This window comes from Candidatus Bathyarchaeota archaeon, assembly GCA_026014685.1.
GTDB lineage: Archaea > Thermoproteota > Bathyarchaeia > Bathyarchaeales > Bathycorpusculaceae > Bathycorpusculum.
In genome coordinates this window covers 308777-325724 of the sequence record JAOZHW010000005.1, presented here as the reverse complement: position 1 = coordinate 325724, position 16948 = coordinate 308777, and the positions used below count along the sequence as shown (strand labels likewise).

Annotated in this window: 10 protein-coding genes; 4 read left to right on the top strand and 6 right to left on the bottom strand. The window is 48.8% G+C overall.

The features are described from left to right. Positions 1 to 15 precede the first annotated feature (15 nt). Positions 16 to 798 carry a polyprenyl diphosphate synthase gene (gene uppS / locus NWE96_03985; GenBank protein ID MCW3983135.1) on the top strand — a complete coding sequence of 261 codons (783 nt, stop codon included), beginning with the start codon at positions 16 to 18 and terminating at the stop codon, positions 796 to 798. Between the two features lie 195 nt (positions 799 to 993). On the opposite strand, the gene NWE96_03980 is transcribed toward uppS, so the two are convergent. Beyond that, positions 994 to 2217, bottom strand: coding sequence for a redox-regulated ATPase YchF (locus tag NWE96_03980; GenBank protein ID MCW3983134.1), 1224 nt, complete (start codon positions 2215 to 2217; stop codon positions 994 to 996). Positions 2218 to 2414: 197 nt separating this feature from the next. On the opposite strand from NWE96_03980, the gene NWE96_03975 reads away from it, so the two are divergent. Then, positions 2415 to 4784 (top strand): S53 family peptidase, encoded by a 2370-nt coding sequence (locus tag NWE96_03975; GenBank protein MCW3983133.1) that lies wholly within the window; start codon positions 2415 to 2417, stop codon positions 4782 to 4784. Here the strand turns inward: NWE96_03975 and NWE96_03970 are convergent. Together NWE96_03970 and NWE96_03965 are read right to left on the bottom strand one after the other, a co-directional pair. Continuing rightward, positions 4781 to 6454 carry an MFS transporter gene (locus NWE96_03970; protein ID MCW3983132.1) on the bottom strand — a complete coding sequence of 558 codons (1674 nt, stop codon included), beginning with the start codon at positions 6452 to 6454 and terminating at the stop codon, positions 4781 to 4783. The genes NWE96_03975 and NWE96_03970 overlap by 4 nt on opposite strands. Positions 6455 to 6550: 96 nt before the next feature. After that, positions 6551 to 10747 (bottom strand): MMPL family transporter, encoded by a 4197-nt coding sequence (locus NWE96_03965; GenBank protein MCW3983131.1) that lies wholly within the window; start codon positions 10745 to 10747, stop codon positions 6551 to 6553. 105 nt (positions 10748 to 10852) lie between these two features. Here NWE96_03965 and NWE96_03960 point away from each other — a divergent pair, with 105 nt between their 5' ends. Further along, positions 10853 to 11536, top strand: coding sequence for a helix-turn-helix domain-containing protein (locus tag NWE96_03960; GenBank protein MCW3983130.1), 684 nt, complete (start codon positions 10853 to 10855; stop codon positions 11534 to 11536). On the opposite strand, the gene NWE96_03955 is transcribed toward NWE96_03960, so the two are convergent. Beyond that, positions 11533 to 11724 carry a 4Fe-4S dicluster domain-containing protein gene (locus NWE96_03955; protein ID MCW3983129.1) on the bottom strand — a complete coding sequence of 64 codons (192 nt, stop codon included), beginning with the start codon at positions 11722 to 11724 and terminating at the stop codon, positions 11533 to 11535. The genes NWE96_03960 and NWE96_03955 overlap by 4 nt on opposite strands. Next, a complete protein-coding gene (locus NWE96_03950) occupies positions 11702 to 12499 on the bottom strand; it encodes a ParB N-terminal domain-containing protein (protein ID MCW3983128.1) in 798 nt (265 codons plus the stop codon). Before NWE96_03950 ends, NWE96_03955 begins: the two co-directional genes overlap by 23 nt. Positions 12500 to 12762: 263 nt before the next feature. Here NWE96_03950 and dnaG point away from each other — a divergent pair, with 263 nt between their 5' ends. Then, the gene (dnaG, locus tag NWE96_03945) at positions 12763 to 13953 is read left to right on the top strand and encodes a DNA primase DnaG (protein MCW3983127.1); all 1191 of its coding nucleotides are present in this window, start codon (positions 12763 to 12765) and stop codon (positions 13951 to 13953) included. Here the strand turns inward: dnaG and NWE96_03940 are convergent. Then, positions 13950 to 16322 (bottom strand): DNA polymerase II, encoded by a 2373-nt coding sequence (locus tag NWE96_03940; protein ID MCW3983126.1) that lies wholly within the window; start codon positions 16320 to 16322, stop codon positions 13950 to 13952. The two genes, dnaG and NWE96_03940, sit on opposite strands and share 4 nt — an antisense overlap. Positions 16323 to 16948: the final 626 nt, after the last annotated feature.

The window sequence follows — 16948 nt, the reverse complement described above, 5'->3', positions numbered from 1 at the left end:
ATAGGGGTTCAATTAGTGCTTACAAGAGTCCTCTCGGTACTGGGTATCTATAAGGCATATCAAAGGTGGTTATGGGGGCAAGTTAAAAACGGTGTGCCCCCCGAGCACATAGCAATCATTTTGGATGGCAACCGCCGTTGGGCTTCTGAAAAAGAAATTAACCCCTGGTTGGGGCATGAGAAAGGTGCAGAAACCGTTGAGAAACTCCTCGATTGGTGCCTAAAGCTAAACGTGAAATACGTCACGCTTTATACGTTTTCAACGGAGAATTTTGCGCGCAACCCCAAAGAAGTTGAGGAAATCATGCGTATTGCGGGGGAGCGGTTCCTAAAGCTGCTCACAGATGAACGTATCCACAAAAACAGGGTCCATGTAAAGGTGTTGGGGCGAATCAACATGCTTCCTGATGACCTTCAAAAGCGTATTCATGACGTCGAGAAGGCAACCGAAGGCTACGATAACCATTTCCTTAATTTCGCTTTTGCGTATGGTGGCAGGGCCGAAATCGTTGACGCTGCAAAAGCAATAGCGAGACTGGTTAAAGAAGGCAAACTTGAACCAGACGATATTCAAGAAAGCACGGTTGAAAAGTACCTCTACACAGCACACATGACAAAGCAGGATCCTGACTTGATTATAAGAACCTCAGGTGAAGAACGCTTAAGTGGCTTTCTGGTGTGGCAATCCGCCTACAGCGAACTGGTCTTTTTGGATGTGTACTGGCCTGACTTCCGCTTCATCGACCTGCTAAGAGCGATTCGTACCTTCCAGAAACGCAAACGCCGCTACGGAACCTAAACCGCACTTTATGTTTCTCTGCCACCCTCTCCCCTGCCTTATATAGACTGTGCAGGTGTTGGTTTAGGCTTAGGTTGCTTGGCGGGTGCAAAAGGGGTCGCGGGTGAGCGTGTGGTTGTGGCGTTTTTTGTTTGGATGATACGCATTTGCAATTATTTAGGGTGACAGATGGAGGATGGAGGCTAAATCGGGCGATTATGCCCGTTTTTTGGCGCTGACTATGCTGATAACGTCGCGGTCTTTTAGGATGGCGTCTTCTCCGATTCGGCGTTTATCTCTGGCATCTACTGCGTAGAGGAAGTTGTCTCCGAGTTCGCTGTGGATCACGTAGGCAAACTGATGAGCAGTGATGCCCTTTGGAACCAGATACGTATCTGGCAGTACGCGGCCGTTGTGGTCGGATAGGTGCTCTATGTCTTCCACTGGGTAGACGGTTATCATGTCAAGTAGCTTAAAGTATGCGGTGTTTATGGCTTCTTGGACGCCTGTGGTTCCGTTGGTTTTAACAATTTTTTCTCTGATGCGTTCAAGCGCCTGTATCTGCCCCGCTGAGAGTTTCTCTGGCTGCTTTATCTTGAAGTCGTTGTCGCCTGGTTTATACTCGATTAAGCCTTTTTCTGCAGCTCTGCGGAGTGCAAGTTCCGCTTCGGCGCTGGCGGGGATAACAATGTAGTCAAGTTTCCTTAACCGTTCTACATTGGCTTGCGCTGTTGGTAGGTCAACTTTGTTAGCTACAATCAGCACTGGCTTTGAGATACGTCTCAGTGTGTCTACGAAGCGGTAAAAGTCGTCATCGCTCCAGGTTGCTGGTTTATCGACGCTTAAGCCTGCTTTTCGTATAGCTTCATTAACGTACTGTTTCTTTATGCTCAGTCCTGTTAAGCGGTCTTCGAGGTGATGTGCGATTCCTTTTTTGTCCTGTTCAGCAGTCCGTGCGATTCTAGGCCAATCCTTCTTTAGAATCGTAACCATCCACATGGTGATTTCTTTTTCAAGAAACTGCACATCCTCAAGTGGGTCGTGCTCGCCGGGTTTGCAGCTTTTGCCTTCACAGTCGGTGCCGCCTGAAGCGTCCACGACGTGGATAAGTGCGTCTGCGCGGCGGATTTCGTCAAGGAACTGGTTGCCTAACCCGCGTCCTTCCCAAGCTCCAGGCACTATGCCCGCGATGTCTACTAGTTCCACGGGAACCATGCGGGAGCCGTCTAGGCAGAGGCTGTTTTTGGGGTTGTCTTTGACGTGGAATTCTTCGTGGACACAGGGGGTTCGGACGTAGCCGACGCCGCGGTTGGGTTTGATGGTTGTGAAGGGGTAGTTGGCGATTTCTACGGTTGCAAGGGTTGCTGCGCAGAAAAAGGTTGATTTGCCCGTGTTTGGCTTGCCCACTACGCCCAGTAAACGTGAGTATGAACGCTGCATGAGTTTCACTTTGTTAATGTTGCTGTTTGGTGTCCCTATATCATTTGCGCTTTGGCGGCGCTGAGGATGTTGATTTTTGGATAGTGTTCTACATGTAGATTTAGCGGTAACAATCCATAAAAGAAGCCGCCCCTTTAAATATCCATCAATCGTTAATTTGGGCTTAGCGGTTAAATCTTAGGGAACATGTGGATAGGTTGAATGGGAAAAAAATTCTCCCACACATCGTGATAGTATTGTTTCTGGTAGGCATGATGGTCTCCTGTTTCACAGTGCCCATTTCTGCCCTTCCAGATGACGACGATTGGGTAGCTCACCCCATGCATATTTCACCGTTTGCGGGCGCACCAAACCCAATAGGTTACACGCCAACGCAGGTTCGAACGGCGTACAACTTGCCTTCCAGCGGGGGAAACGGAACCACCATAGCCGTAGTAATAGCTTACCACACGCCCAACATAGAGGAATACTTTAACACGTTTTCTTTAGAATTCGGTTTACCTGTTAACAGTTCAGAGTCCGCTAACTTTATTGTTCACCAAATGGCATCCAACATTGAAGTCCGCAGCGATTGGTCCCTGGAAGCCTGTTTGGATGTCCAGTGGGCTCATGCCATAGCGCCTCAAGCGAAAATCCTGCTGGTAGAGGCGGTAGATGCGAGTAATACTGCGTTGCTTTCAGCGGTGGATTATGCATCTAACTATCCTGGAGTGGTGGCGGTTTCGATGAGTTGGGGTGGCGAAGAATTTGCAAGTGAAGGCTATTACGAGAGCTACTTTAGTAAATCGGGAATAGAGTACTTCGTTGCTTCAGGTGACGATGGATCTGTTGTGAATTGGCCTGCAGTCTCAAGGTATGTTGTGAGTGTGGGTGGAACTACCCTTAAGCTTAATCCTGACGGAACTGTTATCTCTGAAACCGCTTGGCAAGGTAGTAGCGGGGGAGTCAGTAAATACCTAAGCAGACCCAGCTACCAAACCAACTATGGATTAACCTACGCCCGACGCGCCGTTCCCGACGTCTCCTACAACGCCAACGTCACAACAGGCGTAGCGGTTTATAACGGAACTTGGTGGAAGGTGGGTGGAACCAGCGCGGGGGCCCCGCAATGGGCAGGTATCCATGCGCTTGGGCAATCTGCAACCAACACTAACCTCTACACATCTGCAAAAAACTCTTATTCATCATACTTCCGAGACATCACCTCTGGAGCTAACTACAAGTACAGCGCGACCGTGGGTTACGATCTCGTTACGGGTTTAGGCAGCCCCTTAACGTTGAATTTTGGTACACAACTATCGGTTTCACCCGATTCTGGTCCAGCTGAAGGCGCAATTACACTTAGTGGAGTAGGTTTCGCTGGGGCTTCAGTGAACATATCCTACCAGAACCCTCTGAATATGTCTTGGATTTCGATAGCTAATAACACTGCAACAGTGAACGGCAACTTTACCTTCTCAACGAATGCACCTGACCTCTTAGCATGCAACCCCGCAGGCGACAACACACAACTATCCGACAACGTAGTCTTTAGAGCCACCGACAACAGCGACGGAAAATCCTACTACACCACATTCAAAGAACTCCGCAGAGGCTTAAAACAGGTTGGAACCACAACCGCCCAAGGTGTATACGGTAACAACACAGACTTAACCCAGAAGGCGTTTATTCAAAGAGGCGTTGGTGCCACTGTGGTTGGAAATGGATTCCGAGCTGGTACTGTAACCATTTTTTGGGATGGCACCGAAGTAGGAAATTGGTTGGTTGACGGGGCAGGTTCTTTTTCGGCGACATTAACCGTTTTTGATACATCTATCGGTAAACACACTTTAACAGTCAGTGACGGAGCAGTGAATCTGTCGGTAAATGTAACGTGTGCGCCCCGTACAGTAGACGATTATGTGGCTGGATGGCAAACGGCGGATTTCGCGGTCAGTTTAACTTCAGATGGGGAAGTGACTGAAACATTCTACCGCCTAAACGAAGGCGACATCCTCAACGTAACTGCCCACGGTCAACCATTAATAACCACAGAGAGTGCAGGCAACACGTTGGAGTATTGGAGTACATGGAACCCATCTGAGGAAACAATCGTCGAATTGCCCCATGTAACTCTTAGCGGGATTAAACTTGACAAGACGCCGCCGACAGGTAGTGTTTGGACTAACCCCACAACAACTTCAACGAGCATAATTTTAACAGTCTCTGCAAGTGACGCAACTTCGGGCGTTTGGTTGATGCGTTTCGCAAACGAAGATGAAGACTGGTCAAGTTGGGAGCCGTATACCACACAGAAAGCATGGACTATCTCAAGTGATGTGGGTACAAAAACCGTCTACGTGGAATTCTTAGACAACGCAGGCCTCTCCACCATTGCTAGCTGCACGGTGACGCTCCAAGCGGTTCAGTTCAGCTCTCAGATGGATTCGACCACTCCGACGCAGAGTCCACAGGCCACAAGTGAGCCGACACCTGCAATTCCAGAACTCAACGCCCCAATCGTTTTCTTCTTAATGTTTGCGTCAGCTTTAATCTTGACAGTGGCTGTTCTGAAACGCAGAAGCTAATTGCCTTTAGCTGGCGACCCACAGTTCTGGTTTTTTGGTCCTCTCAACGCAGAGAAAGCGGCTGCGATAAAACATAGCGCTGCAGCGATGATGAATGCAAGGGTTAAGGCTGACATGAAGGGCGCGGCGATGGCGTTGGGGAAGAAAGTTTGTCCTTCCAGAATCGCCCGGGAAGCATCGGGCAACCCCGCTGCAAGTGGACCCATACTTTGAAGCAGTGTGCCAATGGGGTTATACCCCAAAAAAGCCGCGAAAAGCGCGCCTGAAGCAGGCGTAGTGCTAAATGCGTCGGCGAGTTGCTGCGATGCGCCTGCGTTTGCAACAGCTGTGGAAAGCGCTTCAGGCAGGGTTGCGTTTAGGGATATGATTATGATGCTGAAGAATACGGCTTGGCTGATGGTTTGGCCGCAGTTTTGCAGTGTGGACCGCATGCCTGAGGCGGCTCCTCGGTGCTCAGCGGGGCAGCTGTTCATGACGGATGCCATGTTGGGGGACATGAATATGCCGTTACCGAGGCCCATTATGAGCAGTATGAGCGCGAAGGGTAAGTAGTCAAAGTTAGCGGGTAGCAAGGTGAAGACTAAGAAGGTTATGCCTGTGATTATCATGCCGACTGTTGCGAGTACTCTTGCGCCGTGTTTGTCAGAGAGCCAACCGCTCAGCGGACCAGTGATTGCGATGCCAACGGAGAGGGGTATCATAAATATGCCCGCCCAGAAGGGTGCATCTTCATAACTGTAGCCATGCAGAGGCAGCCAAATCCCCTGCAGCAACACAACCAACATAATCATTACGCCGCCTCGTGACATGGAACTCAGGAAGGTGGCTATGTTGCCTGCGGCGAAGGTGCGGTTCTTGAAGAGGTCAAGACGAAACATCGGGTCCTCTACATGGCGCTCTATGAAGGGAAACGCCATCAACAACGCGGCGCCGACCGCTAAAGAGGCAGCAACGAACGGGTTACCCCAACCCATCGGCGAGTCACCGTAAGGCGTCAACCCGTAAGTTATGCCCAGCAGTATCAGGGTTAAGCCGCCGCCGAAACATAAGTTGCCCCAGACGTCGAGTTTCTGTTTCTTCCGGATAACGTGTTGCTCTTTTAGTTTCCAGTAAGACCAAACGGTGCCAACTACGCCGACGGGGACGCTGACCAAGAAGACCAGACGCCAATCGTAAACAGCCAAGACACCGCCTAAAACCAAGCCGATGAGTGAACCTGCAAGGAACGCCAACTGGTTTATGCCCAGCGCTTTGCCGCGTTCGTTCTCTGGGAAGGCGTCGGTTATGATGGCTCCGCTGTTGGAGAAGAGGAAGGCTGCGCCGACGCCCTGTATGATGCGGAATACTATGAGTTCGATGGCTCCTGCGTCTCCCGTGTGGGGTGTGATGGATAGCAGGATGGAGCCTGCGGTGAATATGGCGAAGCCCAAGTTGTAGAGGCGCACTCTGCCGTAGATGTCTGAGAGTCGCCCGAAAGTTACCAGCAGCACCGCGGTTACGATGCTGTAGCCAAACATGACCCAGAGCAGATACTGGAAACTGGTGAAGGGGTCAATGTTTATGCCTCTAAAAATCGACGGCAAAGCAATCAAAACGATGGTCATGTCAATGGATGCCATCAGCATGCCAAGGGTTGTGTTTGAAAGTGCCACCCACTTGTATTGTACCATAAATTTAGTCATCTGAGCTTGATTGGGAATTTTTTGCTAAAAAGGCAGGGGATTTATAAAAAGATTGTTAGGGAACAAACACGTTCCCATAATAGCTTAGTCAGCTTTTTGCGCTGTTGGCGGCTGCTCTGGGGTTTGGTTGTCTTCGAAGTGTTTTATGCGTTGCAGACGTTTTATGGGGTTGTACCAGTTCCATTTGCCAAACACTGACATCACCGCGGGCACAAGGTAAGTTCGCACCACCAATGCGTCGATTAAGATGCTAAAGGCGAATGCGAAACCCATCTCTTTCATCATCATGTTGCTTGAAAGCATCAACGCTCCAAGCGACCCTGCGAGGATGACGGCTGCAGCGGTGATGATGCCGCCTGTTTGTTGAACCGCGTGTACGATGGCGTCGTTTAGGCTCTGACCCTTAGCTGCTTCTTCACGTATGCGGGTTAGGATGAATATGTTGTAGTCCATGCCTAAACCAAGCAGCAACACAAAGAGTATCAAGGGGGTTATGAAGAGCAAGCCGTAGCTGAATACACTTTGGAAAACCACCATGGTAAGTGCAAGGGTCCAGACGATACTCATTAGCACTGAAAGAACCGCGAAGACGGGCAGAATCAGTGAACCCAACACGAAGAACAACACCAAACCGACGCCTACTGCTACGATTGGCAGAATCTGGTTAAACTGGTTCTGGAAGGAAACTCTGGTGTCAAGGATGGAGCCTGTTGTTCCACCCACATAGATGCCTGTTACGTTAGCTGCGTCGTCATAGGTTGCATGGAGAGATTCACGTAGCGCCTGAGCGTAGTTCATGGCTTCCGTTGAGTACGGGTCAACGTTGAACTGCACGGTTATTAACGCTGACTTGTTGTCTTCACCTATAGTGTCCAGTATGGCGCTGTAGGTGGTTGAGTCGGTTTCGTTGGTTATGGTTTTGTAATCGACTGTTTCGCCATACGGCATCGTTGGTCCTGTAACTTGATGGATGCCTTCGCTGTCCGCGATGTCTGAAGCGATTCTTTGCAGCGTCGCCATTTCTCCTGTGTTGAGGCTGCCGTTATTGATGATGGGGTTGGCGAAGGTAACGACAACGTATGTCGGCATTAATCTACCCCCACCGAAGGAGTCCGTTAAGGTGTTAGACGCAGCAACAGACTCCAAGTTTTCAGATGCACTGCCTAAGAGGTTGTATGTCGGCGTAGTAGTTGCATAGACATAGAAAGCAGGCACTGTAACTAAGACCGCTAACAGAATGATTACTTTACCGTGTTTCACCGAGAAAGCCCCACTTCTGGCGAAGTAGCCGCCTCTGCGGTTGTTCTTCTCTGTGATGCCTTTTGCGTAGCGTTCAAAGCGTTCGCCTGAGTTGGGCCAAAAGATTCTGTCGCCCAAAATCGCGGTTAGGGCAGGGGCAAACGTTAGGGAGGCAAGCAACGTGACGATGACGCCTAAACCTACGATGATGCCCATGGTTTGCATGAAAACCATCGAGGTGGCTGAAAGTGCAAGGAAAGAGATTATAACTGTGGCGCCGCTGGTTACGATGCTTTCGCCTGCCCATGTGATGGATTTCTTGATTGCCTCAAAGAGGGGCAACTGGTTGATTCTTTCCTCGCGATGACGAGCTATGACGAAGATGCTGTAGTCGGTGCCCACGCCTATGAGGACAGTTAACAGTACCGTGGTGATGGTGTAGTCCACTTGGTTTATGTATGTGCCCACGAGGTAGGGGAAAATCTGGGAAACACCCAGCCCCACACCGATAGTGCCCAAGGTGACTATGGGGGTGATGATGGAGCGGAAAAACAGTGCAGTAGCAATGACCAGAAGTGCAATCGTTACGGGGAGAATGAGGTCGAGGTCTTCGTTGGTTGATTGCCCAAAGTCGTAGTTTAAGGCGTCATTTCCTGTGACTAACGCTGAGGATACGTCGGCGGGGTTTTGAACTAACTTTTCTGCGATGATTCCTCGTATCGCTAAGAGGTTAGTGTTATCTGAGTTCTCAAAAGTAATAGAAACCAAAGTAACATCTTTTGCGGGTGATACGAAAGAGGTGATTAAAGATTTGAAGGGTTGCCCGATGTTGAAGGCATCAGGGTTAGAGACAACTTGTGAAGCTAAAGCTCTAATCGCGCTTTCAGTTGCGTTTTCTCCCATATCGTAGATGGCTTCAACTAATTTTGTGGATAAACCAGATTCGTCTGCGACGTAGTTTATGGTTAGGTTTTTGATTTTGGCGTTTGAATAAGTGGTGTTGCCGTTTAGGTAGTCCTGCAGTTTTAGGTTTGAAGCGATTTGGCTGGCGAAGTCTGCGGTGTCGTTTAGGTAGGCGGCGATGAATTGTGTGTTGGCTACGTCGGCGGCAATAGAGGCAGTGCTGTTTATCCAAGCTACGCCAGATATTGGTTGGGTTGGAACTCGTTTTGTCCAAGAAGCATTAAAGAATTTAAGGAGATGGGACGTGTAATCGTTGAAGGCTTCTTTGTCGAGGTCTTTTAGTATCTTTTCTGTTTGCTCATAAGAGACGCTGTTAAAGGTGGGTATTAGTTTGCTCATGCCATAGAAGTCTGGATACCAGATTACCTCGTCGGCAAGATAAGACAAAGCATAAGATGAAGGAGATTTTCCTAAGTCGTAAGCGGCTTTTACGAAGGAAACAGCCGAGTTTGCTTGGTTGGCAACATATTTGATTGCGAAGTCTTGGAGTTGAGCGTTGTTTTGGTCTTGAGTGTTGTACATAAAGTTGTCAAGCGTGAAGGCTTGCGTTAGAGCAGTAACGAAGGCTTTCATGGTTGCGTTGCCTGCAAGCGCGGTGTTGATGTATTGCTGGTTGGTGATGTTTGCAGCAAGAGATGCCCGAACCATAACGGGTAAGGCTTGGGTTTCAGGGTTCTGGAAGGTACCCACCCAAGTAGCGTTGAACGCGTAGAGCAAAGGTGCAGTGTACTGGTTGTATGAGGCGGGGTCAGCTTGCTGGAGTATGGCAGCTGTTTGAGTGTACGCAACTTGGTTAAAAGTTGCGATGAAGTTTGTTCCCATGTTGTATGTGTCTGGGTCAACGATTATTGCCTCAGCCAAAGTACTCAACGCTGAAAGCGAGGGGTTTTCGCCCAAGTTGTAGGCTGCAGTGACGAATTCAGCTGAAGATAACCCACCTGAACCCGCGACCACAGTCTGTATGGCAAACGCGGTTAATGCGGCGTTGTTTTGTTCTTGAGTAAAAGTTAGATAGTTCTCAAAGGTCAATGCACCCGTTAAAGCTGTGACGAACGCTTGGCTGGTGGGGTCGCCTGCTAGGAAGGTGTTGATGTAGAGTTGGTTTGTTTGAGTTGAAGCGTAGACTGCGCGTTCAAGCGGTGTCCAGGCGGCGGTTTGTGGGTCTGAGAAACTTTGAGTCCATATCCCGTAGAAGGCGTCCAGCAACGGTGAGGTGTACTGGGCGAATGCTTCTGGGTCGGTTTGCTGTAGGATGGTGGCGGTTTGTTGATAGGCGATTTGGTTAGATTGGTTGATGTCGCCTGTTTGGCTGTATGTTTGGGTCCAAATGTTTAGGTAGATGGCTGGTGCGCCGTAGAGGAGGTTGTAGGTTAAGTTGGCGTTTTGTAATGCGAGATGTACGCCTTGGTTGGTTTGGTTGAGGCCTTCGATGAGTTGCAGGCGAGTTTGGTTGTAGGCGGTAGCCCAAACTGTGCTGTAGGCGGCTGGGACGCCATAAAGTAGGTTGTATGTCATGTTGGCGTTTTCCAGTAGTGTGTAAACGCCTTGGTTGGTTTGGTTTATGCCTGAGGATAGTTGTTCTTTGGCTGTGTTGTACGCTTGATACCAGACGTTCGAGTAGATAGTGGAGACGCTGTAAAGTAAATTATAAGTCAAGTTGCCGCCGTAGTAGGCAGCGTAGACTCCTTCGTTGGTTTGATTAAGCGCTGGGATTAAAATTGTGTAGACGCTGGTTATGTTTTTTATTCCCGTTATGCTGGAGCTGCCGTTTATGGCGTCTGTTAATTCTTTTATAAATTGCTGAGTTGCCAGTGACGATGCGTCACGGGTGGAGATTACGATGACCAGTGAATCGTTGGATACTGATTTCTTGAATTGTGCAGAGATTATATCTTCTGCTATGGCGGATTCTTGGTTGCTATCGCTTGATGCTTCCATGTTTAAGGAGGAAACACCCGACGCTGTCACCACGATAGGCAAGATGATCGCCAAAAGCAGCATCCAGACGCCGATTATTGCCCACTTACGTTTAGTTATTATGTGGCCGAGTTTTGTGAAGGCGTTATTTCCGTTACTCAAATATGAACACTTCCGTTTGTTGAATGGTGATTTTAATCCTTTTTAGGAAGGCAGGGCGTCTCTTTAAGATTGTACCGAATATACTCGGCTTCTCAATAGAAATATATGTGTACAAACAACATTAGACGTATGCGCCGCTTAATACTTGAAGCCTCAGAGAAAGAACTGCAAAAAGCAGGCATCGAACTTCCACCGCTGAAAAAAATAAAATCCCTCGAACTCCTCTACTTCCTAAGACAAGACGACCAAGAACTCGCCACAATTTCACGCATAGAACTCCTCGACCCCTCCACAAAAATCCAAGATCTAAAAGACTCAGGCTTACTCTTAGACGCACAAATCATTGAACAAGAAAAAAGCGGAGCCTATATACTTTTCACCCGCACCGCCTCACCCACCCTACAAAACGTCTTAAACGACTTAGGCATCGAAGGAGGCTACCTGTTTCCGCCGCTGGGAATTGCAGATGGCAAAGTACGTTTTTCTTTTTTGGGCAACGAGCAGCAGATTAAGAGTTTCATGGAAAAAGTTAACGCAATAGGCATCCATTTCCGCGTGGTTCTGTTGGCGGACGCCAACTTTTCACCCATCTCGCCACTTAGCCAATTAACTGCGAAGCAGCGGGAGGTTTTGCTTGCTGCATACAAGTACGGGTACTACGACATCCCCCGAAAAATAACTTCCGAGGAACTCGCAAAAAAGATAGGCTTGGTAAACTCCACGGTCGTTGAACACCTGCGCAAAGCTGAACAGCGGCTAATCAAGCAGATAATCGAAAGCAAATTTTAGCTTTCTCTAAGAACAACCGCGTCTGAAGGGCACTCGGCAGCGCATAATCCACAGCCGTGACATAAACTCACATCAACCACCACGGGCTCCCCTTCACCCAGACGGAAAACCGCCTTAATCGGGCAGGCTTTGGCTACAGCGCATTTTTTGCAGCAAGTGCATTTTTCAGGGTTGATTATGGCTTTCATTTTTGGCTGCCTTGAGTAGTTCTTTTAGGGTTTTGTGGCATTTGCTACATTCAAACATGGCGTTACCGCAGGAGGGGCAGAATAATTCCTCGCTTAGCAGGCGCTCCAGAATAGACAAAAGCTCCGCCTTATTGTGCAAGTCACGTTCAGACTCCACTTTAGGCGCTGGCGGCTCTTGTGGTTTGGGTTTTTCTTCGTTCACTATTTCCTGATAAACCCTTGAGATGCTGGTTTTGCCTTCGCGGAGTTTTTGTTTTTCATCTTCGCTGGCTTTCTCTATGATTTTTTTCCCCCGCTCCAGAGTCCGCGTGGAAACACCAGCTTTTTTCGCCACAATTTCTGTTGCTTTTGCCTTGATTTCAGGTTCAAACAGCGGCTCTGCGTCTTGTGACGCTAACCCCAACTGTGCATCGCGTCCGTTTTTGCCGCCCTTCTGCTGTCTTTTCTTGGCAAGGGCTTTCTCTATCTCCAGCAGCGGAACAGCTAACTCTACAAGTTGAAAGTTGTTTAGGTGCCTACGCCGCAAGTTGGCTTCTATAACAAACTTTTTCTCCAGCAGTTTATCTTCAAAGTGTTTAACTTCAAAATCGGGTTCTATCCCCAACTCTGTGCAGGCGCGGAAGCGGTGGTGGCCGTCTAGGACTTCGAGGTCTCCGTTTACGATTATGGGGTAATGTTGACCTTCAGTTTGAATGGAGCGTTTGAGTTCAGCGAATTCTTCTTCTGACATTCGGGGCAGGAGCTTGTCGTATTCGGGGTTTAAGTGAAGGCTCATGTTTGTCGCTTTCTCTTTGTGTGAATAATTATTTAAGTTAAAGGGTAAACGGTCTTTTGAGCGTGCCTCAGCCAGATTTGATGCTTAATGTACGTTGGACGGGTACACCACAAGTATTATTAGACGCAATGCACCCTAATTCTTAATCAGTTAACCTAATCTCATCATTGCGAGTAAAATCGCATAATGCGATTACATAATCAACCTAAACATAAATAATTCACAGGAGAGTCACACTTACGGGAGCATCCCAAACCTTTACGATAAAGTACGTTGTACACGCTAAATTTGATATTGAAGGGGTCGTAGAAAAACCCGACGTCATAGGGGCAGTTTTCGGGCAAACCGAAGGCCTTTTTGGTCCAGAACTCGACTTGCGCGAACTGCAAAAAACAGGACGCATCGGCAGAATCGAAATCGACCTGCATTCTAAAAATGACCGCACAACAGGCTCAATCACCATACCCACCAGCCTCGACCGCGTATCCACAGCCCTCATAGCTGCAAGCGTCGAAAGCATAAACCGCGTCGGACCCTGCAGCGCCAAAGTCAACCTTGAACGCATCGAAGACATCCGCGAAGCCCGCCGAAAAGTCATCATCGACCGCGCCAAAGAAATCCTCCACCGATGGAACATAGAATCCATGCCTAGCGTCGACGAAGTTTACAAAGAAATCAGCGACACCATGAAAGTCGGCAAAGTCGAAAAATACGGACCTGAAGAATTACCTGCAGGCCCCGGCTTAGAAGGCGCAAAAGACATCTTCATAGTTGAAGGCCGGGCAGACATCATAAACCTCATGCGTTGCGGCATCTTTAACACGGTTGCACTTGAAGGCGCAAAAATTCCTGATTCCATCAAGAAAATCACCAAAGAACGCAATGCTACCGCACTGCTTGACGGCGATAGAGGCGGAGATTTAATCCAAAAAGAACTCCTGCAAGTCACCAACGTCAAATTTGTCGGTCGCGCTCCAAGAGGCAAAGAAATCGAGGAATGCAACTGCAAAGAAATCAACGACGCCATAGAAGGCAAAGTTCCAGTTTCTGAACTCAAAGAAGGCAAACCCCAACAACAGCAACAACAACCACCGCAAGCCCCACCGCAGCCACCCGCACCCAAAAAAGTATCCATTCCTCAACCCCCCAAAATCCAAGTGCCCGACACCATAAGCCAAGCAGCCAAAGCACTCGTAGGCACCCTCGAAGCAGTCTTGCTAAACGAAAAACTCGAATTAATCGAGCGCCTTCCCGTTAGCCAACTCGCAGAGAAACTTCAACAGGTAACAGGCGTAGACACCATAGTCTTTGACGGCATCATAACTCAACGCATCGTGGACATCGCAGCAGACAAATCCATCAAACGCATCGTTGCCTCACGCATCTCTGAAGCAGTAAAACCTGCACTCAACGTTGACTTGATAACCTTCCAGCAGGCAATTCCCCCAGCCTAAAAGTATTCACTTAGGCTCTTTGTTTTCTCTTCTTTTGTTGTTTTCTCTAAGTCTTTTTGGGTTACGTTAAAGAATTCCAGTATCCGCGCTGCCGCAGGTAAAACCTGATTAGTCACGTAATAGTCAACGTCGATTTCGTCGAGTTTAGCAAAAACATGTGGTTTAACGCGGCGGTTAAGCGCCCCTTTCCCAGCTACAACCACATAGCCTACTTTGTCGCCGCTTCCCAATCGCCAGCCTTTCTCAAGCAGCAGTTTCGCCGCCTCTACATGAGGAGCTCTCACCGCATACTGCTCAGGCGGCTTAGTCAGAGTCTTCCAAATAATAAGGCTATCCAGTGGTAGTCTTCTGTGTCGTAAATCAGACACCACCGAGTGCACGTAGGCGACGGCGTTTTTGGGCGTCTGCTCTTTGAGGATAATTTCGAGCACATGCTCTTGCACTTGCTTAGCGACTTCTGCCCAGTCACCCCGAATCACCTCTAAACCCACAACATCCAAGGTGCCATCTTGACGTAAGCCTGCGTAGCGTTTTTTTGCTTCGGTGAAAAAGATGCGTTTGTAGACTTCGCCGATTTCTACGTCAAGTTTGAGTTCAACCTTGATGCCTTTTTGAAGTTGGTCAACTTTGGCTTTGTCGTAGTTGATGAATAAACTGTCAGTGTCGCCGTAAACCACACCCAACCCCGCCTGTTGAGCCATCTGTGACGCCGTCAAAATTATGTGCCTCCCCCAAGCCGAAGCGGCTTCAGCGACGGGTTTAATGTACCATCTGGCGCCCACCCATCCTGCGTAGCCGTAGATGGCGTTGGTGAGGATTTTGACGGCTTTTTGGCGTGCATCCAAGATGCGGTATTCAACAGTTTTAGGGTTAAGTGCAAGCATTTTTTGGCGTAGTTCCCCGCGGATGTTGATTAAGTATGTGAGGGCTTCTTTGTAGAATCCTGGCGGCGTCTTGCGGAACCGATAACCAACTTCGGGTGCTTTGTATGAGCCGCCTTCGGGGTCAGGTTGGTCGGGTTCAATGTAGGTGTCAGGGGAGATGTTGTAGGTTATCATGATGTTTGGGTACATGGATTTGAAGTCCAACACCGCGATGTTATCGTGCAAACCAGGTTTGGGTGAAAGCACCAACCCCCCAGCGTAGGATATGTACTGTTGTTCTAGGCGTCTTGGCACTAACTCTCCGATTTTCTGCGCCAACTTAACCAGATACCAGTCCACGCGAAACCCCGTCGCGGCCGTCATAACATGATCCAAGGGGAGGCTGGTTAAACCCGCCATTTGCATGGCAAAATCAACAAGCAACTCCCCCACGCCGTAAACTCTACGAGCGCTCTCCAACGAAAACCGCTCCAGTTCTGGACGTTTTTTCGGGTTATCCCAGTACTCCGCGACCAAAACATCCTCAACCACCCCACTTCCAGCTGCGCCTACGCCTAAGTGCTCAGCGAAATTTGCAAGCGTCTTAACCTTGACCTCAGGGAACATGTCTGAAAAATCAGCCACATCCACATTCACGATGCCAGTTACTGAGACGTGACCGTAAACACTGGTGTGGGGTTCGAATCCTGCGCGGTCAAAATCCAGTTTCAGGTTGTGTTTGTGGCTTCGGCTTTTTAGGTATGTCCAGTCGGTTGCGTTGCCGCCGTAGTTTACGATGACGTCGGGGTCGAATTTTTTGATGTAAGCGTTGAAGTCGTTGAGAAGTTGCTTGTCGTTGTTGTTTTTGTCTGCGACGAACTGGTGTTCTTCTCCGTTGCTGGCGACCGTTGAAATTAACACTGTGGGGTTTCGGTCAGGTTTAGGTGTGCCTTCATGGCTGTAGCAAACAATAGAGAAAGCCAGCGTCCTCAAGCGCGGCACATTTGGGTTGTCAAGCGGTTTAGGCGAAGAAAGAAGCGAAAAAACCCCATCAACCCTTACCTTTTGGGTGTTTGGTTCTTCTGCTACTTCTGCCTCATGCCACCCACAGGGCACAACACCGTTGTCGATTAAGTAGCGCATCGCCGCCCGTATATCGTCTTCGAGGCAGTCAGAGACGCCGTCAAGTTTTCGGAGTTCCTTGGCGACTTGTGCGGTTTTTGTGGGGTTTTTGCAGGTGACTTTTATGGCGGTGACTGGTTTGCCGAAGAAACGGCGGCTAACAACTTCAGTTTTAGCTACCTCAACCGCGGCTGTCCCCGTTATTTGTTGTATCACGGTATCGGGGTTAGCTCCGCCGTGGAGAACGACGTAGAAGTAAGCGGCAAAGTTGCGCTCGACAAGTAGCACACGGTTGCCCTCCGAATCGATCCCCCAAAGCCACAGCTCAAAGGTATCTTCATCTACTTTGGGGTTGATGTCGAGTAGCCAAAAAACCAGTTTCACAGGCAACCACAATAAACCATTATTTGGGTTTAACCTTTAAAGTTTCATTTAGGCTTTATATAAGGGAGGGGGCCTCTGCGCTGAGACGTCGCGTGAAATGGTCTTGGCGTTAAAAAGTGAGGTTAAGCGGACCAAACCTTGTGCTGTCAGAGAAGAATGCTAAAAAGTGTTTGGGGCAGAAGCCTTCTCCTTTGGCAGCTGTCTGACCCGCCTAACGTGTTGGCTATCCCTTGCGTTTTCCACTTTAAAGGTAACCTGAATTGGCGATATAAGGGATTGTGGGCTTCATTTGGATGCCACATAGTATAGAACCAAAAGACCTATCTGAGGGCTACATCCACGCAGATGACAAACAAGTAGCCCGTAAAGTAGCAAAAACACCGCTTTAGCAGTAAAAGACTCCGCCAACGGCTTAGTTGTTTACAGGCCTAAATGAAGCGCTTAAACTCTTTCCCGCATTTGGGGCACCTGTAGAGCTCAATGCAGAACGCGGAGTTCTCGATTTTTCGCAAGGGTTTAGCAATGCTTTGACCGCAATGGGGGCAATTAACCATGTACAACACGTTAATAACCGAAAAGGGTTACTTGGATACAATAAAAATCTTTGTTGTTTCACTCGTGCAACC

What these genes read in the sequence shown, in the direction of transcription:
- NWE96_03980 (MCW3983134.1), bottom strand. Translation starts at nt 2,217, where the DNA reads ATGCAGCGTTCATACTCACGTTTACTGGGCGTAGTGGGCAAGCCAAAC.
- NWE96_03970 (MCW3983132.1), bottom strand. Translation starts at nt 6,454, where the DNA reads ATGGTACAATACAAGTGGGTGGCACTTTCAAACACAACCCTTGGCATG.
- NWE96_03960 (MCW3983130.1), top strand. Translation starts at nt 10,853, where the DNA reads ATGTGTACAAACAACATTAGACGTATGCGCCGCTTAATACTTGAAGCC.
- NWE96_03955 (MCW3983129.1), bottom strand. Translation starts at nt 11,724, where the DNA reads ATGAAAGCCATAATCAACCCTGAAAAATGCACTTGCTGCAAAAAATGC.
- NWE96_03950 (MCW3983128.1), bottom strand. Translation starts at nt 12,499, where the DNA reads ATGAGCCTTCACTTAAACCCCGAATACGACAAGCTCCTGCCCCGAATG.